The sequence below is a fragment of the Ruegeria sp. D3 genome (genome assembly GCF_056534465.1).
In genome coordinates, this window is sequence record NZ_JBQFPK010000015.1 from 26242 (window position 1) to 50531 (window position 24290).

At 61.0% G+C, this 24290-nt stretch carries 24 protein-coding genes; 10 read left to right on the top strand and 14 right to left on the bottom strand.

Annotated elements, in window-relative coordinates:
• Nucleotides 1-198: 198 nt before the first annotated feature.
• Genes ACR0DX_RS18745 through ACR0DX_RS18760 form a run of 4 tightly spaced genes read right to left on the bottom strand, consistent with a single transcriptional unit; the run spans nt 199 to nt 4107 of the window.
• Complete coding sequence (locus ACR0DX_RS18745; RefSeq protein ID WP_170353663.1) at nt 199-1140, bottom strand: metal ABC transporter permease; 942 nt, start codon at nt 1138-1140, stop codon at nt 199-201.
• Nucleotides 1137-2342, bottom strand: coding sequence for a metal ABC transporter permease (locus ACR0DX_RS18750; RefSeq protein WP_170353664.1), 1206 nt, complete (start codon nt 2340-2342; stop codon nt 1137-1139). The genes ACR0DX_RS18745 and ACR0DX_RS18750 overlap by 4 nt, the downstream gene beginning before the upstream one ends.
• Before the next feature lie 3 nt (nt 2343-2345).
• Complete coding sequence (locus tag ACR0DX_RS18755) at nt 2346-3152, bottom strand: metal ABC transporter ATP-binding protein (protein ID WP_170353665.1); 807 nt, start codon at nt 3150-3152, stop codon at nt 2346-2348.
• Nucleotide 3153: 1 nt separating this feature from the next.
• The gene (locus ACR0DX_RS18760) at nt 3154-4107 is read right to left on the bottom strand and encodes a metal ABC transporter solute-binding protein, Zn/Mn family (protein ID WP_170353666.1); all 954 of its coding nucleotides are present in this window, start codon (nt 4105-4107) and stop codon (nt 3154-3156) included.
• 198 nt (nt 4108-4305) lie between these two features.
• On the opposite strand from ACR0DX_RS18760, the gene deoC reads away from it, so the two are divergent.
• From deoC to ACR0DX_RS18775, 3 genes are all read left to right on the top strand, one after another.
• Nucleotides 4306-5304, top strand: a complete 999-nt coding sequence (gene deoC, locus ACR0DX_RS18765; RefSeq protein ID WP_170353667.1) for a deoxyribose-phosphate aldolase — start codon at nt 4306-4308, stop codon at nt 5302-5304.
• 11 nt (nt 5305-5315) lie between these two features.
• Nucleotides 5316-7649: an aldehyde dehydrogenase family protein gene (locus ACR0DX_RS18770; protein ID WP_480847044.1), complete on the top strand. Its 2334-nt coding sequence runs from the start codon at nt 5316-5318 to the stop codon at nt 7647-7649.
• Nucleotides 7650-7771: 122 nt separating this feature from the next.
• On the top strand, nt 7772-8503 hold the full coding sequence (locus ACR0DX_RS18775; RefSeq protein ID WP_170353669.1) for a cyclic nucleotide-binding domain-containing protein: 732 nt from the start codon (nt 7772-7774) through the stop codon (nt 8501-8503).
• 5 nt (nt 8504-8508) lie between these two features.
• Here the strand turns inward: ACR0DX_RS18775 and ACR0DX_RS18780 are convergent, their stop codons facing one another.
• From ACR0DX_RS18780 to ACR0DX_RS18810, 7 genes are all read right to left on the bottom strand, one after another.
• Complete coding sequence (locus ACR0DX_RS18780; protein WP_170353670.1) at nt 8509-9813, bottom strand: M16 family metallopeptidase; 1305 nt, start codon at nt 9811-9813, stop codon at nt 8509-8511.
• Nucleotides 9810-11150: a M16 family metallopeptidase gene (locus ACR0DX_RS18785; protein ID WP_480847047.1), complete on the bottom strand. Its 1341-nt coding sequence runs from the start codon at nt 11148-11150 to the stop codon at nt 9810-9812. Before ACR0DX_RS18785 ends, ACR0DX_RS18780 begins: the two co-directional genes overlap by 4 nt.
• Before the next feature lie 82 nt (nt 11151-11232).
• Nucleotides 11233-11751, bottom strand: a complete 519-nt coding sequence (locus ACR0DX_RS18790; protein ID WP_480847049.1) for a DUF3035 domain-containing protein — start codon at nt 11749-11751, stop codon at nt 11233-11235.
• Between the two features lie 49 nt (nt 11752-11800).
• Nucleotides 11801-12271, bottom strand: a complete 471-nt coding sequence (lspA, locus tag ACR0DX_RS18795) for a signal peptidase II (protein WP_170353673.1) — start codon at nt 12269-12271, stop codon at nt 11801-11803.
• Complete coding sequence (gene purH / locus ACR0DX_RS18800; RefSeq protein ID WP_170353674.1) at nt 12271-13860, bottom strand: bifunctional phosphoribosylaminoimidazolecarboxamide formyltransferase/IMP cyclohydrolase; 1590 nt, start codon at nt 13858-13860, stop codon at nt 12271-12273. Before purH ends, lspA begins: the two co-directional genes overlap by 1 nt.
• A gap of 22 nt (nt 13861-13882) precedes the next feature.
• Complete coding sequence (locus ACR0DX_RS18805) at nt 13883-15619, bottom strand: heparinase II/III domain-containing protein (protein ID WP_170353675.1); 1737 nt, start codon at nt 15617-15619, stop codon at nt 13883-13885.
• An 89-nt stretch (nt 15620-15708) separates the two neighbouring features.
• Nucleotides 15709-16965 (bottom strand): RsmB/NOP family class I SAM-dependent RNA methyltransferase, encoded by a 1257-nt coding sequence (locus ACR0DX_RS18810; protein ID WP_170353676.1) that lies wholly within the window; start codon nt 16963-16965, stop codon nt 15709-15711.
• 89 nt (nt 16966-17054) lie between these two features.
• Between ACR0DX_RS18810 and ACR0DX_RS18815 the strand changes: the two genes are divergently transcribed.
• The gene (locus ACR0DX_RS18815; protein ID WP_170353677.1) at nt 17055-17237 is read left to right on the top strand and encodes a DUF1674 domain-containing protein; all 183 of its coding nucleotides are present in this window, start codon (nt 17055-17057) and stop codon (nt 17235-17237) included.
• A gap of 4 nt (nt 17238-17241) precedes the next feature.
• Here ACR0DX_RS18815 and ACR0DX_RS18820 read toward each other — a convergent pair whose 3' ends face one another.
• Complete coding sequence (locus ACR0DX_RS18820) at nt 17242-18108, bottom strand: LysR family transcriptional regulator (protein ID WP_480847053.1); 867 nt, start codon at nt 18106-18108, stop codon at nt 17242-17244.
• A gap of 87 nt (nt 18109-18195) precedes the next feature.
• On the opposite strand from ACR0DX_RS18820, the gene tmpA reads away from it, so the two are divergent.
• Genes tmpA through ACR0DX_RS18835 form a run of 3 tightly spaced genes read left to right on the top strand, consistent with a single transcriptional unit; the run spans nt 18196 to nt 20584 of the window.
• Nucleotides 18196-19332, top strand: coding sequence for a 2-trimethylaminoethylphosphonate dioxygenase (gene tmpA, locus ACR0DX_RS18825; protein WP_170353678.1), 1137 nt, complete (start codon nt 18196-18198; stop codon nt 19330-19332).
• Nucleotides 19329-19919: a (R)-1-hydroxy-2-trimethylaminoethylphosphonate oxygenase gene (gene tmpB / locus ACR0DX_RS18830; RefSeq protein ID WP_170353679.1), complete on the top strand. Its 591-nt coding sequence runs from the start codon at nt 19329-19331 to the stop codon at nt 19917-19919. Before tmpA ends, tmpB begins: the two co-directional genes overlap by 4 nt.
• A complete protein-coding gene (locus tag ACR0DX_RS18835) occupies nt 19916-20584 on the top strand; it encodes an ureidoglycolate lyase (RefSeq protein ID WP_170353680.1) in 669 nt (222 codons plus the stop codon). Before tmpB ends, ACR0DX_RS18835 begins: the two co-directional genes overlap by 4 nt.
• On the opposite strand, the gene ACR0DX_RS18840 is transcribed toward ACR0DX_RS18835, so the two are convergent.
• Both ACR0DX_RS18840 and dapB read right to left on the bottom strand, forming a co-directional pair.
• Entirely contained in the window at nt 20571-21254 is a 684-nt protein-coding gene (locus tag ACR0DX_RS18840) for a DUF2306 domain-containing protein (RefSeq protein ID WP_170353681.1), read from the bottom strand. The genes ACR0DX_RS18835 and ACR0DX_RS18840 overlap by 14 nt on opposite strands.
• A gap of 38 nt (nt 21255-21292) precedes the next feature.
• Nucleotides 21293-22102 (bottom strand): 4-hydroxy-tetrahydrodipicolinate reductase, encoded by an 810-nt coding sequence (gene dapB, locus ACR0DX_RS18845; protein ID WP_170353682.1) that lies wholly within the window; start codon nt 22100-22102, stop codon nt 21293-21295.
• Between the two features lie 91 nt (nt 22103-22193).
• Between dapB and rbfA the strand changes: the two genes are divergently transcribed.
• Genes rbfA through truB form a run of 3 tightly spaced genes read left to right on the top strand, consistent with a single transcriptional unit; the run spans nt 22194 to nt 24289 of the window.
• On the top strand, nt 22194-22589 hold the full coding sequence (rbfA, locus tag ACR0DX_RS18850; RefSeq protein ID WP_170353683.1) for a 30S ribosome-binding factor RbfA: 396 nt from the start codon (nt 22194-22196) through the stop codon (nt 22587-22589).
• On the top strand, nt 22586-23329 hold the full coding sequence (locus ACR0DX_RS18855; protein ID WP_480847057.1) for a phosphodiester glycosidase family protein: 744 nt from the start codon (nt 22586-22588) through the stop codon (nt 23327-23329). The genes rbfA and ACR0DX_RS18855 overlap by 4 nt, the downstream gene beginning before the upstream one ends.
• Nucleotides 23330-23383: 54 nt before the next feature.
• Nucleotides 23384-24289 (top strand): tRNA pseudouridine(55) synthase TruB, encoded by a 906-nt coding sequence (gene truB / locus ACR0DX_RS18860; protein ID WP_170353684.1) that lies wholly within the window; start codon nt 23384-23386, stop codon nt 24287-24289.
• Nucleotide 24290: the final 1 nt, after the last annotated feature.

Consider the following 24290-nt stretch of genomic DNA (forward strand, 5'->3'; position numbering starts at 1 on the left):
TGATTTACGCTGAACTGTTTAAGGAATGAGGGGGGCGTTCGGACAATCGTCGTGTCAGCCGTCGTGGCAACACAGAGGCAACGATTGCCCGAACGGTCCCAAGTGAGTGGTGGTCGTTCGCCTTATGTGAACATTCCGTAACACGAAACCCACATTGAGGCTTGCTAACTGTGACCACCGCGTAAATCTGGGCGGAGTTCAGCCGATACCGGGCTGTTGCCCCGGCGCTCCGGCGCGGGTCCGGCACGGCCCCCATATCGCAGCTGCGGCCAGGATCAAACCAGCGACTGCAGCAATCATACCGGCCGCACTGACTGCATCAGCCATACCCAACCAAAGCGGCCCGTAGCCTGCCAGAACATAGCCCGCAACGGCCGAAACCACTGCAAAGGCAACGGACCAAGCGATCTGACTCTCTAACCGGTTGGTCATCATCCGCGCGGCGGCGGGGGGGCAGATGAACATGGCGATCACGATGATCGACCCCACCGCGTCAAACGCCGCCACCGCTGCGATGGCGGCCACGATCACCAGCGCCAGGCCCAGCGCCCCTGTGCGGATACCGATGGTGCGGGCGAACCCTTCGTCGAAGGTGGAAATCTTCAACGGTCGCCAGAACAACCAGATGAACAGCGTCACGCCCAGCAAGGTCGCAGCAATGCGCGGCAGTTCGGGCGGCAGCCCCGCCAAAGCCGTCAGATCCAGCAACGAGGACCACCCCACCGCATCCAGCCAGATCAGGCTTTCCAGATTGCCATAGAGCGCATGTTCCACGTCCAGATGCACGGTCGAAGTATCGGTCTGTTCCAGCAACAGCACCCCGGCGGCGAACATGGTGGTAAAGACCACACCCATCGCGGCACCGGGTTCGATCTGGCCCAGTCTCCGGATCGCTTCGATCATTACCACGGCGACCACTGCGGCCCCCGCCGCACCCAGCATCATGGGCCATGTGGATATTGCTCCGGTCAGGATAAAGGCCACGACAATCCCCGGTAGCACCACATGGCTGATCGCATCGCCGATCAACGCCTGTTTACGCAGCACCAGAAAATTACCCGGCAACGCGCAGGCAATCGCCGCGAATGTGCCAATCAGCAAGGGCGTAAGGGACAGGGGGACAAACTCTTCACCGCTCATGCCATCACCCCCTGTGGGCCGCCGATCTGACGGTCGATTTCAGCGATCTGGTCTCGGGTCAGGACAGTCTCGATATCACGCAACCCGTCGTACAGCGCCGCTGTTGCCTCATGCGCCTGATCCGCGCGGACAATTTCCCAACGTTTTTCATCCCGCAGGGCCTTGGCGGCGCGGGCCTTCCCAGCCTCGGTCGCGACACCATCGGCGCGGGCCAGACCGGCGCGCTTCAACAGACGCAGGGTCAGAGGCTCGTAAATCTTCTGCCCCTGCGCCAGCGCCAGCAGGCCCTGACGGATATGCACCCGGCGCTGAAACCGCAAATGGCGCAGCACGGCGGCCAGAACGCCGCGCACCGGGGCCAGCAGCAGCGACAGGGCAAACAGGGCAAAGCTTACCAGCACGATGATCGGACCCGTCGGCAGGTTAGGGGCCGAGGCCGACAGCGCCGCGCCCACATAGCCCGATACCCCTCCGGCAATCCCGGCAAGCAGCACCACGCGGTCGGACCGTTCGGTCCAGAACCGCGCCGTGACAGCGGGAATGATCAGCAGCGCCACGATCAGGATCAGGCCGACGATTTTCAGCCCCACCACCGTGACGGCCATCACCAGCCCCATCATCGCAAGGTCGATGCGATGCACCGGCAGCCCCCGGGCGGCGGCATATTCGGGGTCAAAGGCCACCATGGTCATGGGCCGGCGCAGGATCATTACCAGCACCAGCGTGGCCGCCCCGCCCAGCGCGATAACCAGTGCATCGGCCCACAGCATCCCGGCGGTCGAGCCCAGCAGGAACCCTTCAAGCCCCGCCTGACGACCCACGCCCATGGTCTGGATGACGGTCAGCAGCACTATGCCAAAACCAAAGAATACCGACAAAACCGCACCAATCGCGGCATCCTCGGCCAGTCGCGTGTGGCGGGTCAGCCAGTTCATGCACAGCAACCCGACCCAAGCCGACAGGGCCGATCCGGCCAGCAGGCCCAACAGGTTGCGTCCATCGCCGCCAAAGGCGACCAGCACCATGAAGGCCAGACACACACCGGGCAGCGTTGCATGGCTGATCGCGTCGCTGACCAGCGCGCGTTTGCGCAGAAACAGGAACGTCCCTGTCACCCCCGCCGACACGCCCAGCAGCGCAGCCCCGATGGCGACCAGCGAGGCGTTATAGCCCAGCTGAAGGGTCAAGGCGTCCCAAAGCATGGATTACCCCAACGCGCGCGAGATCTGGTCGATCTGGGAAGTCGCCAGACGGCCTCCATAGGCGGCTTGCAGGGTCTCGGCGGTGAAGGCCTGATCCACCGGGCCCTCGGCCACTTTGCTGGTGTTGATCAGGAAGACATGGTCGAAATAGTCGGTGACGGTGGCCAGATCGTGATGCACGACAACCACGGTCTTCCCGGCCTCTTTCAGCGCTTTCAGCACTGCGATGATGGCCTTTTCGGTGGCTGCATCAACCCCGGCAAAGGGTTCGTCCAGCAGATACAGATCAGCCCCCTGCGCCAAAGCGCGGGCTAGAAAGACACGTTGTTGCTGACCGCCCGAAAGCTGACCGATCTGACGATCCGCGAAATCACGCATACCAACACGGTTCAGGCAATCCATAGCCTGCGCGCGATGGCGTCCTCGAATGCGGCCCAACAGACCCAATTCGCGTGAGAGGCCCATCAGCACCACGTCGATCACGCGGGTCGGGAAATCCCAATCCACGCTGGCGCGCTGCGGGACATAGGCGATGCGAGCGCGCTGTTTCTCAAGCGCGTCGCCGTAAACCGTCACCTGGCCCGACAGCGCGGGCACAATCCCCAACGCAGCCTTCAGCATAGTCGACTTGCCAGCGCCGTTCGGCCCGATAATGGCCGTCATCGCACCGGGCTGCACCGTCATGTCCACCGAGAATACCGCCGGTTTCTGACCGTAAGACACGGTCAGCCCGCGAACGGCCAGAGGGCTACCGCCCAGCCCATTTTCCTGAACCGAAACTCCGAGATTTGCGGCCAGTTCAAGTGTCATCTCAGAACCCCGCCGACAATTTGCCATTCATGCCCAGTGCCGGTGCATCCGCACCCAGCGCGCTGGCAATGACAGTGATATTGTGATCCAGCATTCCGATATAGGTGCCTTCATAGGTGCCCGGCTCGCCCATGGCGTCGGAATACAGCTCTCCGCCCACATCCACCTGATGCCCCTTGGCCGCGGCACCCTCGATCAGCGCGCGCATGGACCGATCCGAGACCGAGCTTTCCACGAACACCGCTGTCAATTGCTGATCAACCAGCGTATCGACCAGTTCGCCGATCCGGTTCAGACCGGCCTCGGACTGGGTCGAGATGCCCTGAATGCCCAACACCTCATAGCCGTATTCCGCACCGAAATAGCCAAATGCGTCGTGGGCCGTCACCAGAATGCGATTGTCCTTTGGGACGGCGGCCAGCATCTGTTTCCCATAGGCTTCCAACCGGGTGATCTCGGCCAGATGCGCCTGCGCATTGGCCGCGAAAATCTCGGCTGCTTCGGGGCGGGTGTCGGTCAGCGCATTTTGCACCTGAACCACCACGTCGCGCCACAGGGCCGGGCTCATCCACACATGCGGGTCGTATTTGTCGGCGTAATCATCATGGGCGCGCAGCTTGGACGTGTCGATCCCTTTGGCCACGGCCACCACGTTGCGCTTGCGGGATAGGTCGTGGAAGAAATCCTCCATCTGCGCCTCAAGATACAAGCCGTGCCACAGGGTCAGGTCCGCGCGGGTCATGGCGACGATGTCGCTGCGGGTCTGGCGATAGGCGTGCGGATCGACGCCGGGGCCCATCAGGCCCTTGACCTCGACCTGATCGCCACCGACCTGGCGCACGGCGTCGGCAATCATACCGGTTGTCGCAACCACTTTCAGTGGCGTTTCGGCATGGGCCGAAATTGGCAAAGCGACAGTCAAAGCCAACGCAGCAAGAAAGTTACGACGAATCATGTCAGACCCCGATCTGATATCCCCACGACCATTAATATGAGAACCATTCGCAACTTAGTCAATGCTATTGCGAATTATTCGCAACAAAGCATTTATTTTTGACCAAATGGACAAAAAGTTGTCTTTGAATTGCCGGTTTGCCTTTCATTTGGGCGCAACCCGTGCGATTTTGGCGCAAACCTCCCAAAGGATGTGAGAATGGAAACGCAGAGCCCTGAAAGCGCCGTGCGCACCGCGCATCTGCCGCAAGTGACCGAACCCCGCAATCCGGGCATGGATCTGGATCTGGACTGGGTGCGCGCCGTGCAGGCCAACACCTCGGCCATTGAACGCCGTGCCGCAACCCTGCCCGGTCGTCGTTCGGTAAAGAAAGACTATCAGGCCGCTTGGCTGCTGAAGGCGATCACGATGATCGACCTGACCACGTTGTCGGGCGATGACACGGTGGGCCGCGTGCGCCGCTTGTGCGCCAAGGCGCGCCAGCCCGTTGCGCCCGCACTGCTGCAGGCAATGGATATGCCACCGATCACGACTGGCGCGGTCTGTGTTTATCACGACATGATCGAACCCGCTGTTGTGGCGTTGAAAGGCACTGGCATTCCAGTGGCTGCTGTCTCGACCGGGTTCCCGGCGGGCCTGTCGCCGTTCCATCTGCGCGTGGCCGAGATCGAAGAAAGCGTGAAGGCCGGGGCCGAGGAAATCGACATCGTGATCTCGCGCCGCCACGTGCTGTCGGGCGACTGGCAGGCTTTGTATGACGAGATGAAGGCCTTCCGCGCCGCCTGTGGCGATGCCCATGTCAAAGCCATTCTGGCGACCGGAGAGCTGGGCAGCCTGCGCAATGTCGCCCGCGCCTCGGTCGTGTGCATGATGGCGGGGGCGGATTTCATCAAGACCTCGACCGGCAAGGAAAGCGTCAACGCCACCCTGCCCGTGTCTCTGGTGATGATCCGTGCGATCCGCGATTACTATGACCGCTCAGGATACCGCGTCGGCTACAAACCTGCGGGCGGGATTTCCAAGGCCAAGGATGCGCTGGTCTATCTGTCGCTGATCAAGGACGAGTTGGGCGATCGCTGGCTGAAGCCGGACCTGTTCCGGTTCGGCGCCTCGTCACTGCTGGGCGATATCGAGCGGCAGTTGGAACATTATGTCACCGGGGCGTACTCGGCTGGCTACCGTCACTCCATGGGCTGAGGACAAGAACAATGACAGTCAAAGAGATTTTCGAAACCATGGATTACGGCCCAGCCCCCGAAAGCGCAGCCGAGGCGCTGGCTTGGCTGGTCGATCAGGGTGACAAATTCGGCCACTATATCGACGGGGCCTTCACCAAACCCGGTAAAGGCTTTGACAGCCGCAACCCGGCGACCGGAGAGGTGTTGGCCAAGCTGACCCAAGCCAAACAAGCCGATGTGGACGCCGCGGTGGCCGCCGCCGGGAAAGCACAGCCGAAGTGGGAGAAACTGGGCGGCGCGGGACGTGCGCGGTATCTCTATGCCATTGCGCGCCTGCTGCAGAAGCATTCGCGTTTGTTTGCGGTGCTGGAAAGCCTGGACAACGGCAAACCGATCCGTGAATCGCGTGACATCGACATCCCTCTGGCCCAGCGGCACTTCTATTACCACGCTGGCATGGCGCAGCTGATGGAAAGCGAATTGCCCGATGCCCAGGCTCTGGGCGTTTGCGGGCAGATCATCCCGTGGAACTTCCCGTTGCTGATGCTAGCATGGAAAATCGCGCCCGCGCTGGCGATGGGGAACACGGTGGTTCTGAAGCCGGCCGAGTATACCTCGCTGACCGCATTGCTGTTTGCTGACATCTGCACGCAGGCCGGACTGCCGAAGGGCGTGGTCAATATCGTCACCGGCGACGGCGCGGTGGGTGAGATGATCGTCAACGCCGACGTGGACAAGGTTGCCTTCACCGGCTCAACCACCGTTGGGCGACGCATCCGCGAGGCGACTGCTGGATCCCGCAAGGAACTGACGTTGGAGCTGGGCGGTAAATCCGCCTATATCGTGTTCGACGATGCCGATATCGACAGCGCCATTGAAGGGCTGGTCGATGCGATCTGGTTCAATCAGGGTCAGGTCTGCTGTGCGGGCTCGCGCCTGTTGGTGCAGGAAGGCATTGCCGACCGATTCCACGCCAAGCTGCGCGCGCGGATGGACGGCTTGCGCATCGGCGATCCTCTGGACAAGTGCATCGACGTGGGCGCGGTTGTGGACCCGATCCAGTTGCAGACGATCAAAGGCATGGTCGACAGCAACACCGCAGGCGAGGTTTATCAGGCGGCCTGCGCGCTGCCCGAGAACGGCTGCTATTATCCGCCCACGCTGATCTCGGGTCTGGAGACATCCGATCCGCTGATGCAAGAAGAGATCTTCGGCCCGGTTCTGGTCTCCTCGACCTTCCGCACGCCTACTGAGGCGGTCGAACTGGCCAACAACACCCGCTATGGGCTGGCCGCGACCGTGTGGACCGAGAACGTAAACCTAGCGCTCGATATCGCGCCCAAGCTGGTTGCGGGCGTGGTCTGGGTGAATGCCACCAACCTGTTTGACGCCGCTGCCGGGTTCGGCGGAGTACGCGAAAGCGGCTTTGGCCGTGAAGGCGGCTGGGAAGGGCTGGCCGCCTATACCAAGCCCAAAGGCAAGACCAAGCCGCTGGCAAAGGTCGAGGCTGCAATGGGCCAAGGCGCGCCGGTTGATCCTATTGATCGCACCGCCAAGATGTATGTGGGCGGCAAACAGGCACGGCCCGATGGCGGTTATTCGAAACCCGTCTGGGGCAAATCCGGCCTGCTGGGACATGTAGGGCTGGCCAACCGCAAAGACGTGCGCAACGCGGTTGAGGCCGCGGCAGGCGCGAAAGGCTGGTCCAAGACCACCGGCCATCTGCGGGCGCAGATCCTGTACTACATCGGCGAAAACCTCTCGGCCCGCGCGGATGAATTCGCCGCCCGGATCGACGCCATGACCGGCGGCCAAACCGGCGCGGCCGAGGTTGAAACCTCGATTCAGCGCCTGTTCACCGCCGCTGCATGGGCCGACAAGTATGACGGTCAGGTGCATGGCGTCCCGATCCGGGGCGTTGCCCTTGCGATGAAGGAACCCGTCGGTGTGATCGGCGCGCTCTGCGCGGATGAAGCCCCGCTGCTGGGCCTGATCTCGACCATGGCCCCCGCAATTGCGATGGGCAACCGGGTGGTGCTGGCCGCATCCGAGCCCTATCCGTTGGCGGCGACGGATTTCTATCAGATCCTTGAAACCTCGGATGTACCCGCAGGGGTGGTCAACATCCTGACCGGCAGTCACGCGGAGCTGGCGAAACCACTTGCCTCACACATGAACGTGGATGCGGTCTGGACGTTCTCGTCCACTGACCTGTCCAAAGAGATTGAGGTTGTATCTGCAGGGAACCTGAAACGTACATGGGTCAATAACGGCGCGACAACCGACTGGAGCATCGACCACACACGCCGTTTTTTGCAGGCCGCGACCGAGGTCAAGAACATCTGGGTGCCCTACGGCGAGTAAAGCGATACAGAACGCAGGCGAAAGCCCGCTCATGTGCAGACATTTTGTGAATGGGGTCACAGACAAAGCCGCTTGCCTGACCCAACGTAAGGTCCATTCTAATCCAGAATGGGCCTTTTTTCATGCTGAGTTTACCGATTGATTTCTCAACCTCTTTACAGCTTGTCACGTTGGTCGGCGTCTGCGGCGCCGGACTATACATTCTGAACTACTTCATGCTGCAGATGGGTGTCATCAGGGGAACAGGTATCCTTTACCCCGTCCTGACTATTATCGCCGCCAGTTGCGTCCTGATCAGTATGGCTGAAGAATTCAATCTGGCGGGTTCGATCATCCAGATGGCATATATTCTGATCTCGGTCCTTGGTCTATTGCGAGGCTACTTGTCCCGGCACTTGGTGCGGTTCTCGGAGGACGAGCGCCAATTCATCGCATTACATCTGGAATCGTTAAAACCCCATCAGGCCCGCAGATTGCTGAATACGGCCACCGTGAAAGAGTTCCCAACAGGCGATATCCTGATCGAAGAAGGCAAGACCACCGATTTTCTGGGATTTGTATTGACCGGTCGAACCACGATCCTGAAAGACGGTCAGGTGATCAACTGCTGCGGATCGGATGAAATACTCGGAGAGCTGACCTTCGGCCTTGGCCTTCCCGCAACGGCCACCGTCATCGCAACTGAACCGACCAGGTGCCTGGTTTTCGACAACATCAAGCTGACGCGCTTGCTCAAACGAAACAGACATATTGATGATGCGCTAAAGGCCGCGCATTTCAGACATGCGCGGCAAAAGCTGCTAAGCAGCAACAAGCATACGTTACTGGCCCAGAAACGACCCGCCGCTGCCTAACCGGATCAACCGTCCAGATCTTCGGGTTTGCCGACAATGGTGAAATGCAACCCTTCTGGATCCAACAGCTCGGATGCAACGCGGTTCACATCCTCCAACGTAACGGCGTTCACCTGATCGTTGCGTGTCGCGATATAGTCGATCGGCAGGTCTTCCATCTGCATCCCAACCATGATCGACGCGATTTGGCTGTTTCCGTCAAAGCGCAACGGGTAGGCACCGGTCAGATAGGTCTTTGCATCATCCAATTCCGTCTGTGTCACACCTTCGTCTGCCGCGCGGGCCCATTCGTCACGAATGACTTTGACGGCCTCGGCAATACGATCATTGGCCGAAGACACGGATCCCAGATAAACCGAGGCCAGATCCTTGGGCACCAGATAGGTGCTGACACCATAGGTAAGGCCCCGTTTTTCACGCACCTCATGCATCAGGCGGCTTTCAAAACCACCCCCGCCCAAGATGTGGTTCAGAACAAAGGCCGCAAAGAAGTCGGGATCATCACGGTCGATCCCCTCATGGCCAAACAATGCCACCGATTGCGGAGTGTCGAATTCTACCACGCTTACACCACCGGGAATAGTCACCTGAGCACGGCCCGGTATTGGTTTGCCGCTTGCGGGCAGGTCGGCCAACAGCTTATCCAGCAGCACGCCCAGTTCCTCGGCCGTGATGTCGCCAACTGCGCCAACATACATGCGGTCCTTGGCGAACACATTTTCGTAGGCAGTGACAATATCGTCCCGCGTCAGGGTGGTGACGCTGTCGATGGTCCCTTTGCCCTCGGACCCATAGGGATGATCACCATAGGCCATAAGGGCAAAGTTGCGACCGGCAATGTCATTGGGATCGGTTTGATCCGAGCGCAGCCCAGACAGAACCTGCGCCCGCACGCGGTCCACAGCGTCCTGATCAAAGCGCGGCTCATGCAAAGTAACGCGCAGCAGATCGACCACCTCGTCGCGATTTTCGGTCAGAAACTGCGCCGACACCGATACCTGATCGTCAGTTGCGTTATACCGGAAAGAGGCGGCCAGAGACTCCAACTCGCGGGCATAGGTGCGCGAGTCCATATCTCCCGCGCCTTCTTCGATCAGGCCCGCCATTAGGTATACTGCACCGCGTTTGTCCGGATCATCTAGCGAGGTGCCGCCGCGAAACCGCAACTCGATCGCGGTGAAGGGAATCGAATGGTCCTCGACCAGCCAGGCGGTAATACCCCCGGGCGACGTGACTTCCTGAATTTCGATCTCGGCCCAGGCGGGCAAAGCGATAATGAAAGCGATCAGAGTGGCAAAGATCCGTTTCATTGTGTCACCTCATCGTCGCGCATCAGCCACCCGGTGACTGATGTTTCGAGTTGAAAGACTTCGCGTGCGGCCGCGATGATCTCATCGCCGGTAACGGCCTGAAGAATATCGGGCCAGGCCTGCACGTCTTCGACTGTCAAACCGGTGGTCAAAGCACGGCCATAGCGGTTGCCGATTCCGTCCACGTTGTCACGCGCATAGGTCTGCGATGCCCGCAACTGCATCTTGATGCGATCCAGGTCTTCCTCGTTCACACCTTCGGCAATAAAATCCGCAACAGCCTGATCCATCGCATCTTCGGCTTCTTGCAAAGACACGCCCTGCGCCGGGACCACCACAAGATCAAAGGTCGTATTATCCAACGACGTCCCGCGATAAAACGCACCGCTGAAGACGGCCTTTTGCTGGTCGAACTGCAGCTTTTCAGACAGGTATGACGTATTGCCCCCGCCCAAAAGCTCGGCCAGCAGGAACAACGCCGCAGCCTTTTCCTGCGCGCCCGCGTCGCGCTCTTGCGCCAGATAACTGCGCTGAACATAGGGTTGCGAGACGCGCGGATCTTTATAGGTCAGCCTCCGCGCTGCGGTCTGAGGCGGCTCTTGCGACCTTATGCGCTCGGGCAGATCCGGGTTGGCCGGAATGACGCCATAGTATTTCTCTGCCAAGGTTTTTACGTCATCGGGATCGACGTCGCCGGTAACGACCAGAATGGCGTTATTGGGGGCGTAATGGGTCTGGTAGAAGGACAGCGCATCCTGCATGTCCAGTGTCTCCATCTCATGCCGCCAGCCGATGATCGGCACACCATAGCGATGGTTGAGGTACTGCGCCGCGCTCATCTGCTCGCTGAACAGGGCGCGCGGGTTGTTTTCTTTGCGCTGGTTACGCTCTTCAAGGATCACGTCGCGTTCGGTAAGAATATCTTCCTCACTCAGGCGGATATTGCGCATCCTGTCGGATTCCATCCGCATCATAAGCTCTAGTCGGTCAGAGGCGACGCGTTGGAAATACGCTGTATAGTCGTAGGAGGTGAAAGCGTTGTCATTACCGCCATTGGCTGCGACCGTGGCCGAGAACTCACCCGGTGCAAGCGTGTCCGTGCCTTTGAAGAGCAGATGTTCCAGAAAATGCGCCACCCCGGACGAACCGATCGGCTCATCCGCAGAACCTGCACGATACCAGACCATATGCTGCACTACAGGGGCGCGGTGATCTTCGACCACCACGACATCCATGCCGTTATCAAGCGTGAAGGTAGTGACCGCCTCCTGCCCATCCTTAGCGAAGACCGGGGTGGCGGCGATCAGGGCAGCCGACAATGCCAAGGCCCGAACCATGGGGCATCCTCCGTATAGTTTGCTAAGGTTCAAACTACGGTGGTGCGGCGCAGGTTCAAGGCCGATGACGAAAAGTTAAGGATTATTCATCCAAAGGAGGAGCCGAAGGCGTTTCGATACCTGCACGACGGGCCGCCTGGTTCTGTTGATCCGCGTTCAGCGCCTCTTTCCGGTAGACCTGCTCATAGCGGTCGATCTTGAACAAACGCAAACGGGTCAGTCGGCCTTGCTTCCTACGGAACTCGGCATCCTCAGTATCAACCACCTGACGGGTATTGGACGGGACGCCGTAGCGGCTTGAGGCTGTCACCAACGCGGCATCCGTCGATGGAATCGCCGTATTCGGATTCAGAGCTGCCGGATTGCCGCCAAGCGCCGCAACCGCATCGGCTGTTGGCGTTGGGTCGGTCAGGTTACCACCGCCCGGGGTTGGAGCAGGCAGAAACTGATAATCTTCAGGCTGCGTCAGAGGTTTGACCGGCAGCACGGAAAACTCGTCCGGCCCTGGCCCCGGCGCTTCAAGGTGGCGCAGGCCGATATCGGAACATCCCGCAACCGCAAAGGCCAATGTCACAGCAAATATGAAACGCGGCAACCGCATCAGAGTCTCCAGCCTGTTTCGGGCGTTTTAACGCATATCGACGAGCACGTCACGAGGGCTTTTTGCTGTCGAAGAGCACCAGCCCTATGGCCCCCGCAAAAATGAACACGTCGGCAAGGTTGAAAACATATGGGTTGTTGATGCCGCAACATGACATGTTCAGAAAATCGAGAACAAAACCATAGAGCACACGGTCAACAACATTGCCAAACGCTCCGCCGATCAGCAAACCGCCGCACAACAGCATCAGCTTTGATGGCGCAGAGCGCATCAGCCAGATCAACACAGCAACCGAGATCGCAACGGACACGCCGATCAGCACCCAGCGCGCCGCGTCGCTATTGCCCTGAAACAGGCCGAAATTGATGCCCCGATTCTCGCCGTATTTGAACACAAGCAAGGGCGGCAAAACGTCGATATCGCCCTCGGCAACGCGCATGACGTAGACGACCAGATATTTGCTGATCTGGTCGATCGCGAACGCCGCAAGCGCAGCCAAAAGGAGCAAGCGATAGCGCATCAGTGACGGAAATGCCGCATACCGGTGAAAACCATGGCCAGACCGGCCTCGTCCGCCGCTGCGATCACTTCGTCATCACGCATCGAACCACCCGGCTGGATCACACAGGTGGCACCGGCCTCAGCGGCCTCCATCAAACCGTCGGGGAAGGGGAAGAACGCATCCGACGCCACAGCCGAGCCGATGGTCAGCGGTTGCGGCAGCCCCAGCACATCGGCCATACGCTCGGCTTTCTTGGCCGCAATCAGCGCCGAGTCCACGCGGCTCATCTGGCCAGCACCCACACCCACTGTCGCGCCGTCCTTGACGTAGACGATGGCGTTGGACTTGACGTGTTTCGCCACTTTCCAAGCAAACAGCAGATCGCGCATTTGTTCATCAGTTGGCGCTTTCTTGGTGACCACTTTCAAGTCATCCATACCGACAAAGCCATTGTCCTTGTCCTGCACAAGCAGGCCACCAGCCACCTGACGGACGGTCTTGCCGCCTGCGGTCACATCCGGCAGCTCTTCAGTCGTCAGCAAGCGCAGGTTCTTCTTGGCGGCGAAAATCGCTTTGGCCTCATCCGACGCGCCCGGAGCAATCACAACCTCGGTGAAGATGCCGGTGATCTCCTGCGCGGTTTCCGCATCCAACGGCTGGTTCAGCGCCACGATCCCACCAAAGGCCGAGGTGCGGTCGCAGTCGAACGCCGCCTTATAGGCGTCGATCAGCGTGGCGCCCGTTGCCACACCGCATGGGTTGGCGTGTTTGATGATGGCACAGGCGGCACCCTGCGCCGGGTCGAACTCGGCGACCAACTCAAAGGCTGCGTCGGTGTCGTTGATGTTGTTGTAGCTCAGTTCCTTGCCCTGATGCTGCACCGCCGTCGCCACGCCAGGCCGGTTGGTGCCGTCAGTGTAGAAAGCCGCCTGTTGGTGGCTGTTCTCGCCATAGCGCAGGGTCTGTTTCAGCTCACCTGCAAAGGCGCGGCGTTTGGGGGCCTCAAGCTCCAGCGCGTCGGCCAGCCAGTTGGACACGGCGGTGTCATAGGCGGCGGTGCGGGCATAGGCTTTTTGCGCCAGCTTGCGGCGGAATTTCGGGCAGGTCGCGCCGTTGTGCTGATCCATATCGCCCAGCAGTTTGTCGTAATCCTCGACATCAACGACCACGTTCACAAAGGCATGGTTCTTTGCTGCCGCGCGGATCATCGCAGGGCCGCCAATGTCGACATTCTCGACACATTCGTCATATCCAGCCCCCTTCGCCACGGTCGCCTCGAACGGGTAGAGGTTCACCACCAGCAGGTCGATCGCGCCAATCCCGTGCTCGGTCATCGCGGCCACATGGGTGTCGTTGTCACGCAGCGCCAGCAGCCCGCCATGCACCATCGGGTGCAGGGTCTTGACCCGGCCGTCCATCATTTCGGGAAAACCGGTGATCTCGCTGACGTCTTTCACGTCCAGCCCCGCCTCGCGCAGGGCCTTTGCGGTGCCGCCAGTTGACAACAACTCAACCCCGCGCTCGGCCAGCGCCTTGCCCAGATCGATCAATCCGGTCTTATCGGATACGGAAAGCAGCGCGCGGCGCACGGGGTGAAGGTCGGTCATGGGTCCAAAGGTCCTTTTGGCGTCAGTCGAAATCGGGCTCGTCCCGGTGCACATCGCGCACGGCATAGGCTGTATCCTGTGCCTTGCTCAACGTCCACCGAATGCGCGTCGCATACTCCATTGCGCGGCCAGATAGAACGATCTGTTTTGTCGCGCGCGGCTTTAGACGCCCTTTTTCAAGATAAACGCTTGGTTCGACGGTCAGTTTTGCCACCCCGTCATGGCGAAACACCCAGATCTCACCGCTTTTGAGCGCCATCGACACCGCCGCGCCGCCCAAATCCAGCGCCGCATCAACGTCGGGATGCAGGTGGAATCTGATATCGAATCCGATGCCCTGCAGGCTCGAGGCGTTCATCGCCTTGTCGAATTGCCGTTTTGCACGGTCATCCGACGTCAGCAGAATATCCTCGCAAACCAGTTCGCGCCCGTCAAAGCGCAGTTCGAACGTACGGGCGTGGGTCAGGCCGAACACTTTCGAATAGCCATCATGCCCGGCCATGAACTTCGCACCTTCAAAGGATTCTTCGAATTCGTTCGGAACATCAGCCGGTGCATCGACCAGGGCTTCGGCTCCTCGGTGGTCAGGGCTGGTCAGGCGGGCGCTGGAATAGCCATCAAGGCACAAGGTTGAGTGCGACGGGGTTGCCCGTCCCGCCCGGCGCCATTCCGCGCCGAAGGTTTCCCCTGATCCGCAATTCACGATCAGGGGGCGTCGGCCCGAGGTCAGTTCGAAAGCCAAGGTTGAGGCATGCGCGTTATACGACGCTGGCCCCTTGGGCGGCGCGCTGGCATCCACGATTACACTGGTTCGCGCTGCATAAAGGCGCGCGTAGCCCATCGACAGGCCAGTGGCGTGATGTGGCCGCACGCCACTTTGCGCCAGTGCCTGATCCAGACGTCCTTCCAGCCCGCGCCCGCCCCCGTGAAACCGCGCCAGCCCCCCGTCCGAGTGCCGCAGACAGCGCAGTGTGGGGGCCATCCGCTTGATCGCACCCGCCTGTGCGCCGGGCGTCCCCCTGCCTAGCTCGCTGAGTGCTGCGGATGTCCAGGCCAGCAACGTGAAAACCTCAAGCAATTCTTCTGGATTGCGGGTCAGTAAACCACCCTTGGGGTCAATCTGACTGTCACATTCCCGCGCCAAAGCGCGCAGGGCCGGGTCTGCCATATGTTCAAGACCCTCCAGCGCCAGACCGGCCTGAACCAAACCCGCCAAAGCTTCGAACCGCGGCAATCCCGGCGTGGCGGCTTTCCAGCGCTTGGACAGAAACCAAGTCTGCTGCGACAAAGCTCGAAAAAACTGCTGGCGCTGTTTTTCATCCGTACCACGTAACAGCAAGGCAGAGTGGTTGACCCAGCGCATCACACGACGCCCGGTCAGATCAGGCGCCCAGCCGGGACCGTGACCGCGCCCATGCGCCGCAATCCAACCCCAGACCCAGCGCTGCGCCTTCTCGCGCGCACGCATGTCGCCAACGGCCGCCAGATCATCGAGCCATGCAAACCCGTGCCGTTCATTGTCGAAACCGGTACTTGGGGCCGTGACATCCCATAGCTCGGTATCCTGCGCCTCGACCAGAAAACCTGCAAACAGAAGGTTTCCGGCGACCAGCTGTCGACCCCGGGCAAACGCGCCAATCGTCCGGGGTTCGGGCTCACCCACAAAACCACTGACGGGTTTGCGCCGCTGACTGAGCCGCGCGTAGAGGCGGTTTTGAAACCGCGTCCACCGGTTTGCCATGGTATCCTTGTTTGACATGCCGCCCGTTACTCTGCCCTGTGCGCTCTGCTGGCGCCTAAGCGCAACGATAAACCGCGTCGCGCGTCATGTCATCGAAAAGCGTCATATCAGGCAGATTTGTTCAGGCACGCGATATAGAAACCATCCATACCACCCCGATCCGCCCAATAGTCAGGCCGAAGGCGCAGGCCGCCTTCTTCGGTGATCCAATCCTTGTCGATGCCAGCAATATCCAGCGCCTCGCGGTCGACCTGCATGCCCGGGAAAAGATCCAACGCTTCTTCGATCTGAACCTCACCCTCGTCCGGCAGCAGGGAACAGGTACAGTAAACCAGCCGCCCGCCGGGTTTAAGCAGGCCCCACGCATGGGCCAGCATCTGTGCCTGCAATTCGATCAACCCGCCAAATTCCGAGCCATCCTTGGCAAAGGGCAGGTCCGGGTGGCGGCGGATCGTACCGGTTGCCGAACAGGGCGCGTCCAACAGGATCGCGTCGTATTGGCCCTGATGCTCTAGCGCGTCACCAGCGATGATCTTGGCTTTCAGCCCTGTTCGTTGGAGATTCTCGCGCACACGTTCTAACCGAGAATCCGACACATCAAGCGCTGTAACGTTCGCTCCGGCCGCGGCAATCTGCATGGTTTTCCCACCGGGGGCGGCGCAGAGGTCCAGTATTTTCTCTCCGGCCCTCGGTGCAAGTACCTGAACGGGGATAGCTGCAGCAGCATCCTGTACCCACCAATCGCCATTGTCGAACCCCGGCAAGGTCGAGACCTGCCCCCCATCCTGTACCCGGCGCGAGCCAGTGGGCAGCGTCTCACCGGGGCCATTGGCGCCGGGTTTGACGGTAATATCCAGCGGCGCGCCTGCGAAATGCGCTTGCTCCATACCGGTGATGGCATCAGGGCCCCAAGCCATGGTCAGCGGGTCGCGCAGCCATTCGGGCAGTCGAGGGACGCGCATCTTGGGCCATGCCTCGGGCCCTTCAGCAGCCACCTTGCGCAGCACCGCATTCACCAGACCCTTGAGGCGGCCATGTTTGCGCGACCGGCCAACGATCTCGACCATAGAATTGACTACCCCATGCGCGGCCTCGCCGTGACACAGTTCCACCGCGCCAAGACGCAGGGCGTTATGTACGGTCAACGCAGGGGTCCGGTTCAAATGGTTGTCCAGCAGACGGTCGGCGCGTTCCAACCCGCGCAGGGTTTCCAGCGTCAGGCGCTGTGCGCGGGCGCGGTCTTCGCGACCCAGCCAGTCCAATGCGCCGGCGGCCAGACATTCGGACAACAGACGCCCTTCGCCCAATATCTGATCCAGCAGATAGATCGCACTGCGCCGCGCTGCCGTTGCGTTGTCGGACATGGAACCGCCTTTGATGTGACCCTCGCCCGCATTGCCAAACGCGGACGGGGGCGTATATCAAGCCCTAGCACGGAAAGGAACCCGATCTCATGAGCGACGACCGCAAAGACCTGCCGCCCGCCGCCCAACGCGCTTTGGCCGAGGCCGAGGACCGCCGCCGCAAGGCCGCAGCCGAGGCGAAAGAGCAGCCCAAGGAACTGGGTGGCCGCGACGGCCCCGACCCCGCCCGCTATGGCGATTGGGAGAAGAAGGGCATCGCGATCGACTTCTGATCGCTCAGCCTCGCAGCGCGGTCAGGAAATCGGCAATCAACGCGCGCTGTTTTTTGGATTTCGCCCGATCCTCGGGCCATGTCAGCCAATAGCCGTCTTTCGTGTTCAGCGCGGGCAGGTCCAGCTGCTGCAAACTCCCGGCCTGCAGATCGGCCTGCGCCAAAGGTTCAGAGCCCAACGCCACCCCCATCCCTTGCCGTGCCGCCGACAGGGCGTGTTCCATCGAGTCGAAGCTGATCACCGAAGGCGGCAGATCGTCATGGCCAGTCTTGCGCGCCCAGTCGCGCCAGGCAGGTCGCTCGCCACGCAGGTCGATCAGGGGGGCTCCCCAGTAGACACCGGGGGCGGCCATGGGCACCAGAACCTCGGGCGCGATCCGTTCAGCCCCGCGCCCCGGCCACGCACCGCGCCCGTAGCGGATCTGCAGCCACGTGCGTTCTTCGTCCAGCGATGAGCGCCGAGCGACTGAATCCGTCATAACCCGCACCTTTGGGCGCATCTGCTGAAACCGGACAATTGCCGGCACCACAAGCGCGTGGATGTTCGACGACAGCCCCGCCACGCGCAGTTCGCGCGGGGCTTTGCCGAACAAATCCTCGGTGTTGCGTTCCAACGCCTGCAGGCTGTCCTGCACCAGCGGCAAATAGCTTTCGCCTTCGACCGTCAGCGACACGCCGCGTGCCTCGCGGACAAACAGGGTCCGGCCCAGCCAAGCCTCAAGGTTTGCGATCCGCTGACTGACCGCCGCCTGCGTCAGCCCGAATTCCTTCGCCGCTGCAGAGAATCCGCCCAGCCGACCGGCGGCCTCAAACACGCGCAACCAGTCCAGAGGCGGCAATCCGATCTTTTTCCGAACCATAAGTTTTTCCATCCCTCAGTCGCAATAAGGTTTAATTGTGGTAATGCCACGAGGGGCGTATCTCCTCAACCATAGCCCGCGCCGAACAGGAGAGACCTCATGCTGCGCACCGCCACTCACACCACGCAGATCGTGACTGTTGAATTTGCCGATGGCACACAAGCGCGCTTTCACGCCATCTGGCTGCGCGACAATGCGCTAGACCCCGACACCCGCGCGCCGGGCAATGGTCAGCGCCTGATCACCATCGGGGACATTCCCGCCAATGTCTCGGTCAGCGCGGCCGAAGTTCTGAACGGCGATCTGAGCGTCACCTTCCAGCCCGAAGACAAGACGGTGACCTTCCCCGCCCATTGGCTGGCCGATCACATCTATGACCATGACCATACTGAAAAGAGGGGTCGCCTCGCCCCCGGCCTCACCACATGGGACAGCACTCTGACCCCGCCCAGCGCGGATTGGAACGCAGTCCACGCCGACCCCAAGGCCAAGCGCGACTGGCTGGCCGCCGTGGCAGAGTTCGGCTTTGCCAAGCTGGCTGGCGGCCCGACCGAACCGGAATCGCTGCTGCAGGTGGCTGATCTGTTCGGCTATGTGCGCGAAACCAACTACGGCCCCTATTTCGAGGTCCGGACCGAGGTGAACCCGACCAACCTTGCCTTTACCGGGCTGGGATTGCAGGCCCATACCGACAATCCCTATCGCGATCCGGTGCCCACGCTGCAGATCCTATATTGTCTGGAAAACAGCGCTGAGGGCGGCGATTCCATCGTGGTGGACGGCTTCCGCGCCGCCGAAAAGCTGCGCGATCAGAACCCCGATGGTTTTGCCCTGCTGGCCGGATACCCGGCGCGGTTCGAATACAAGGGCGAAGACGGCGTCTGCCTGCGGTCCCGTCGCCCGATGATCGAGCTGTCACCGGATGGCGAGCTGGTCAGCATCCGGTTCAACAACCGCTCCTCCGCGCCGTTCGTCGACATCCCCTTTGACCAGATGGAGGCCTATTACGCCGCCTATCGTCAGCTGGCTGAGATCATCGACGACCCGGCCATGGGTGTGTCCTTCAAACTGGAACCGGGTGAGAGCTTTATTGTCGACAACACCCGCGTCCTGCACGCGCGGCTGGGCTATTCCGGCGCTGGGTCGCGCTGGTTGCAGGGGTGTTACGCCGACAAGGATGGCTTGCTATCCACGCTGGCGGCGATGGAGATGGCACAGCCGGAGGCGGCGGAATGAAACCCGATTTCTCGACCCTGAACCGCACCAACATTGTGGCCTTCATCGGCGATATCTTCGACCGCCGCGGCGGTGAGGAATATCTGGGCGAACCCGTCACCATGGCCGAACATATGCTGCAAGGGGCTACGATTGCCGAACAGAACGGGATGCCTGAGGAAATCATCGTCGGTGCTCTACTGCACGATATCGGCCACTTTACGTCCGAGTTCGGCACCTATCACCCCGACGACACCGAAGACCGCCATCACGAGGACGCAGGCGCAGAGGTTCTGGAACAGTTCTTTCCGTCGGTCATCACCGATTGCTGCCGCTATCACGTTGCGGCCAAACGCTATCTGTGCGCCACCAAGCCCGAGTATTTCGACCGGCTGTCGGCAGCGTCGGTTCATACGCTGGAGCTACAAGGCGGCCCCATGAGCGCCGAGGAGGTGGCCGCATTCGAAGCAAACCCCAACCTGAAAGAGATCATTCAGGTCCGTTATCTGGACGAGGCCGGCAAGCGCGCCAACATGGAAACCCCCGACTTCGCCCATTTCGCCCCTATGGTGCAGCGCATGGTCGACAAGCATATGGGGGCCGCATGACCGCGCCTGAGTACATCTTTGAAGCCAGCACCAAGCCGTCCTTGCCCTGGCACGAGGTGCCTCTGATCCGAGCCACTGATGCATCCGTCAAAGGCTATGGTTGTCTGGTCGATGACCCTCAAGGGTTCGAGATCGAGATCACCCGCTGGCCGCAGCAAGGCTGGCGGCCCATCGACGAGGGCACCGGTGACGAAGGCGGCTGGGTTGAAGGCACGTTCAAATGCGACTGGCAAGGCGACGTGCTCTATGGCGAGAACGAGGCGGTCAAAGGCCACTATGTTCTGGGCTGGTCCGCCGATCCGCAGCAGGCGCAAACCGCACGCCAAACCGCGCCTCGTGATCAGGTCCTGCTGTGGCACATGAACTATCACCCGGATGGCGGTCAGATGTTCTGGCCCCTGGACAACAAGCCGTTCATCGTGCCTGCTGCCCTGCCCGGCGACAACCTGACGCCCGAGAAGGTGGTGGCCTTCTGGTGCGACGGCTCACGCGGGCTCTATATTCATCCCGGTATCTGGCACGAGGGAATTTTCCCGGTCCAAGACAGCCAGCGGTTTCTTGACCGTCAGGGCGCAGTTCATGCGCGCGTCAGCGCTGATATCGGGAAAGAGTTCGGCGTCTACCTGTCTTGCCCGCTGCGCGCGGACAAGATTAAGGACGTGTAGGCAAAGCCCCAGTATGCGCCCGTCGCTTGCGAGCAACCCATAGCTGAACGGCCATCAGATACGGCACGTAGAACGCAAAGTTCTGTACAAGGTCAAACGGGCCCGAGAAATCGGGCTCGGACCCCAGCCCACCGGTCAGCAGATACCAAATCGTGTAGTGCACCCGATAAAGCCACGATCCCAGCGCCAGCCAGAACAGGCGCAGGCCCCAAGCCCAATGACCGGCACGGTCTTTGTTCAACGCCATACGCGCCACCATCAGCGCTGCCGTGAACAGGCAAAGCCCATAAAGGAAAAAGGCCGCCGACATGACCGACCCACCGATCGTGCCACGCAGGGGGATGTAGGTCATTCCGGCCAAACCCGTGATCAACGCAAGCGTGACTAGCACTCGGCCCAAAATGCGATGGAAACGGGTGTATTTCCGCCGCAAGCCTGGCAGCACTTGCAAAGGGACAAGCGCGACCAACACGGTCCCGGCAAATACATGCACCAGCATCGCCAAATTTCCGACGCCCTGCCCGTCTGCAAACAAATAGCTTTGCTGCGCCGCGTCTTCAGACAGCCCGACACGGATCATGACAAAACCATGTACGACGAAAGGCAGCAGCGTCAGATAGAACACCACCAGCAACAAGCCCAAAACTACGCGAGACTTCACGGTTCGCATAAGCTGACCCTAGCGCCTTTGGTCTCCGCGTCTATGGCTCAGAGGCCCAGCACATCCACCATGTCATACTGACCCGGCGCTTTGCCCTGCCCCCACAGCGCCGCTTTCAGCGCGCCGCGGGCAAAGATGGCGCGGTCGGTGGCCAGATGGCGCAGGACGATACGTTCACCCGGCGCGGCGAACAGGACGTCATGTTCGCCCACGATGTCTCCGCCGCGAATCGCGTGGAAACCGATGTCGCCGCGTTTGCGCGCGCCGGTGATACCGTCGCGGCCCCGGTCGGACACGTCAGCCAGATTGACGCCACGCCCTTCAGCTGCGGCCGCGCCCAGCATCAGCGCCGTGCCCGAAGGTGCGTCGACCTTGTGGTGGTGGTGGCCTTCGATGACCTCTATATCAAAATCTTCGTCCAGTGCGGCGGCGACCTTTTTGGTCAGCTGCACCAGCAGGTTGACGCCGAGGCTCATGTTCCCGGCCCGCACGATCACCGCATGGCGCGCGGCAGGTTCCAGCGCCGCGATCTGTTCATCCGTCATGCCCGTGGTGCCGATCACATGCACACAGCGCGCTTGCGCAGCCAGCGCGGCGAACTCCAGCGTTGCCTCGGGCGCGGTGAAGTCGATCACCGCCTGCGCTTGCGCAAAGGCCTCCAGCGGATCATCGGTAACTGTGACGCCCAGCGCGGGGCCACCCATGGCCGTACCTACATCCTGGCCGATCCAGCCATGGCCCACACGTTCAACAACACCGACGAGACGCGCCTGATCGCTCTCAGACACGGTCTTGATCAGCATCTGCCCCATACGGCCCGAAGCCCCTGTGATAACGATCCCCGGAATATGGGTCATGGCGCTGGTCCTTTCGCATTAGTCGGCTCAAAGCCTCCTACCCGGTTCGCGCCCGCTTGGCAAAGGTGGGATTTGGGCTTAGATCGAAGTCATGGCAAAGAACAAATTCCACGACGGCCCCGGCCCGTCCCAACGGCAACTGCGTGTCGGCGAACTGATCCGCCGCACCCTGTCCGAGGTTCTGGCGCGCGGAGATGTCCACGACCCCGACCTGAACCGCATGTCGATCACTGTAGGCGAAGTGCGCACCTCGCCCGATCTGAAGATCGCCACCGCCTATGTGCTGCCTTTGGGCGGCAAGGGGCAGGAGGACGTGATCGAGCTGCTGGCCCGCAACAAGGGTGAGCTGCGCCGCATGATCGGCAAGAAGTTGAACCTGAAATTCTCGCCCGATCTGCGGTTCCGTCTGGATGACACGTTTGACCGTCTGGACGACACCCGCCGCATGTTCGAACAGGACGCGGTGCGCCGCGATCTGGACGAGTGATCCGCACGCTGGCCACATTGGGCGCGCTCCTGTGGGCCGCGCAGGCTGGCGCGGTGAGCTGTGAGAAAGTCACCCACGACGCCAAGCGATACACTGTTTGCGAGGTGGACGCATCCAATGAAGACCTGCGCCTGTTTCTGAACGATGACAGTGGCGATCTGCTGGGGCATTTTTCCTCGGTCAACGAGGCGTTGGCCCCCGGTGGTGAACGTCTGGCCTTTGCGATGAATGCGGGCATGTATCACGACGATCGCTCGCCCGTGGGTCATTATGTCGAGGACGGGCAGGAACAGATGCGCGTCATCTCCAACCCCGGCCCCGGTAATTTCGGCCTTCTACCCAATGGGGTGTTCTGTATCCGCGACGGCCGCGCTGACGTGTTTGAGACGCTAGATTTCGTCGATCAAGCGCCGGACTGCCGCTTTGCCACTCAATCCGGCCCCATGCTGGTGATCGACGGAGCGCTGCACCCGCGTTTTCTGCCTGACTCAACCTCGCTGTTCGTGCGCAACGGGGTGGGCACCAGCGATGATGGCACGCGCGCGGTGTTTGTGATCTCGGACGATTACGTCACCTTCCACGAGTTTGGCAGCCTGTTTCGGGACGTGCTGAAAACGCCCAACGCGCTGTTCTTCGACGGCAATATCTCGCGCATGTATGACCGAGCCGAGGGCCGCTCGGATATCGGGTTCTCGCTGGGGCCGATCGTGGGTGTGGTCGAAGACACGCCCGCAAATTGACAGCGCCCATGTGATCCGCTACGCCGCGCGCCTTAGCATGAATCAAGGTGTGATATGGGACGCAAACGCAAGGGCCGCGACATTTCCGGTTGGCTGGTGGTGGACAAGCCTGCGGGCATGACATCAACCGCTGTGGTCAACAAGGTGCGGTGGGCGATGGATGCGAAAAAGGCAGGCCATGCGGGAACGCTGGACCCCGAGGCAACCGGCGTTCTGGCCGTGGCGCTGGGTGAGGCGACCAAGACCGTTCCTTACATCACCGACGCGTTGAAAGCCTACACCTTCACCGTGCGTCTGGGTCAGGCCACCAATACCGACGATGCCGAGGGCGAGGTGATTACCTCCAGCGATGCGCGCCCTTCGGATGACGATATCAAACAGGCGCTGACTCCGTTTCTGGGTGACATCATGCAGGTGCCGCCCAAGTTCTCTGCCGTGAAAATCGACGGCCAGCGCGCCTATAAACTGGCCCGCGACGGCGAGGATGTGGAACTGTCTGCCCGGCCCCTGTGGGTTGAGGAACTGATCCTTGTGGACCGACCCGACGCCGATCACGTGGTGCTGGAAATGACCTGCGGCAAGGGAGGTTATGTCCGCTCCATTGCCCGCGATCTGGGTGCCGCTTTGGGATGCCACGGCCATGTCAAAGAGCTGCGTCGCATCTGGTCCGGCCCGTTTGAGGTCGAAGACGGGATAAGCATCGAACAGATCGACGAGATGGCCAAGACCGAAGCCTTGGACGCCTATCTGCACCCTCTGGAAACCGGCCTCGCCGACCTGCCCGAATTGAAATGCACCCCCGAGGGCGCCACCCGCCTGCGAAACGGCAATCCGGGCATGGTTCTGGCCAGCGACGTGGAATATGGCGACGAGGCTTGGGCCTCGCTCGATGGTAAAGCCGTGGCGGTGGGCATCTACAAATCCGGCGAATTGCATCCGAGCCGGGTGTTCGTCTCCTAAA

Bases quoted from the DNA above. Each gene is read 5' to 3' on its own strand.
- ACR0DX_RS18745 (WP_170353663.1), bottom strand. From the start codon at position 1,140: ATGAGCGGTGAAGAGTTTGTCCCCCTGTCCCTTACGCCCTTGCTGATT.
- ACR0DX_RS18750 (WP_170353664.1), bottom strand. From the start codon at position 2,342: ATGCTTTGGGACGCCTTGACCCTTCAGCTGGGCTATAACGCCTCGCTG.
- ACR0DX_RS18755 (WP_170353665.1), bottom strand. From the start codon at position 3,152: ATGACACTTGAACTGGCCGCAAATCTCGGAGTTTCGGTTCAGGAAAAT.
- ACR0DX_RS18760 (WP_170353666.1), bottom strand. From the start codon at position 4,107: ATGATTCGTCGTAACTTTCTTGCTGCGTTGGCTTTGACTGTCGCTTTG.
- deoC (WP_170353667.1), top strand. From the start codon at position 4,306: ATGGAAACGCAGAGCCCTGAAAGCGCCGTGCGCACCGCGCATCTGCCG.
- ACR0DX_RS18770 (WP_480847044.1), top strand. From the start codon at position 5,316: ATGACAGTCAAAGAGATTTTCGAAACCATGGATTACGGCCCAGCCCCC.
- ACR0DX_RS18775 (WP_170353669.1), top strand. From the start codon at position 7,772: ATGCTGAGTTTACCGATTGATTTCTCAACCTCTTTACAGCTTGTCACG.
- ACR0DX_RS18780 (WP_170353670.1), bottom strand. From the start codon at position 9,813: ATGAAACGGATCTTTGCCACTCTGATCGCTTTCATTATCGCTTTGCCC.
- ACR0DX_RS18785 (WP_480847047.1), bottom strand. From the start codon at position 11,150: ATGGTTCGGGCCTTGGCATTGTCGGCTGCCCTGATCGCCGCCACCCCG.
- ACR0DX_RS18790 (WP_480847049.1), bottom strand. From the start codon at position 11,751: ATGCGGTTGCCGCGTTTCATATTTGCTGTGACATTGGCCTTTGCGGTT.
- lspA (WP_170353673.1), bottom strand. From the start codon at position 12,271: ATGCGCTATCGCTTGCTCCTTTTGGCTGCGCTTGCGGCGTTCGCGATC.
- purH (WP_170353674.1), bottom strand. From the start codon at position 13,860: ATGACCGACCTTCACCCCGTGCGCCGCGCGCTGCTTTCCGTATCCGAT.
- ACR0DX_RS18805 (WP_170353675.1), bottom strand. From the start codon at position 15,619: ATGTCAAACAAGGATACCATGGCAAACCGGTGGACGCGGTTTCAAAAC.
- ACR0DX_RS18810 (WP_170353676.1), bottom strand. From the start codon at position 16,965: ATGTCCGACAACGCAACGGCAGCGCGGCGCAGTGCGATCTATCTGCTG.
- ACR0DX_RS18815 (WP_170353677.1), top strand. From the start codon at position 17,055: ATGAGCGACGACCGCAAAGACCTGCCGCCCGCCGCCCAACGCGCTTTG.
- ACR0DX_RS18820 (WP_480847053.1), bottom strand. From the start codon at position 18,108: ATGGAAAAACTTATGGTTCGGAAAAAGATCGGATTGCCGCCTCTGGAC.
- tmpA (WP_170353678.1), top strand. From the start codon at position 18,196: ATGCTGCGCACCGCCACTCACACCACGCAGATCGTGACTGTTGAATTT.
- tmpB (WP_170353679.1), top strand. From the start codon at position 19,329: ATGAAACCCGATTTCTCGACCCTGAACCGCACCAACATTGTGGCCTTC.
- ACR0DX_RS18835 (WP_170353680.1), top strand. From the start codon at position 19,916: ATGACCGCGCCTGAGTACATCTTTGAAGCCAGCACCAAGCCGTCCTTG.
- ACR0DX_RS18840 (WP_170353681.1), bottom strand. From the start codon at position 21,254: ATGCGAACCGTGAAGTCTCGCGTAGTTTTGGGCTTGTTGCTGGTGGTG.
- dapB (WP_170353682.1), bottom strand. From the start codon at position 22,102: ATGACCCATATTCCGGGGATCGTTATCACAGGGGCTTCGGGCCGTATG.
- rbfA (WP_170353683.1), top strand. From the start codon at position 22,194: ATGGCAAAGAACAAATTCCACGACGGCCCCGGCCCGTCCCAACGGCAA.
- truB (WP_170353684.1), top strand. From the start codon at position 23,384: ATGGGACGCAAACGCAAGGGCCGCGACATTTCCGGTTGGCTGGTGGTG.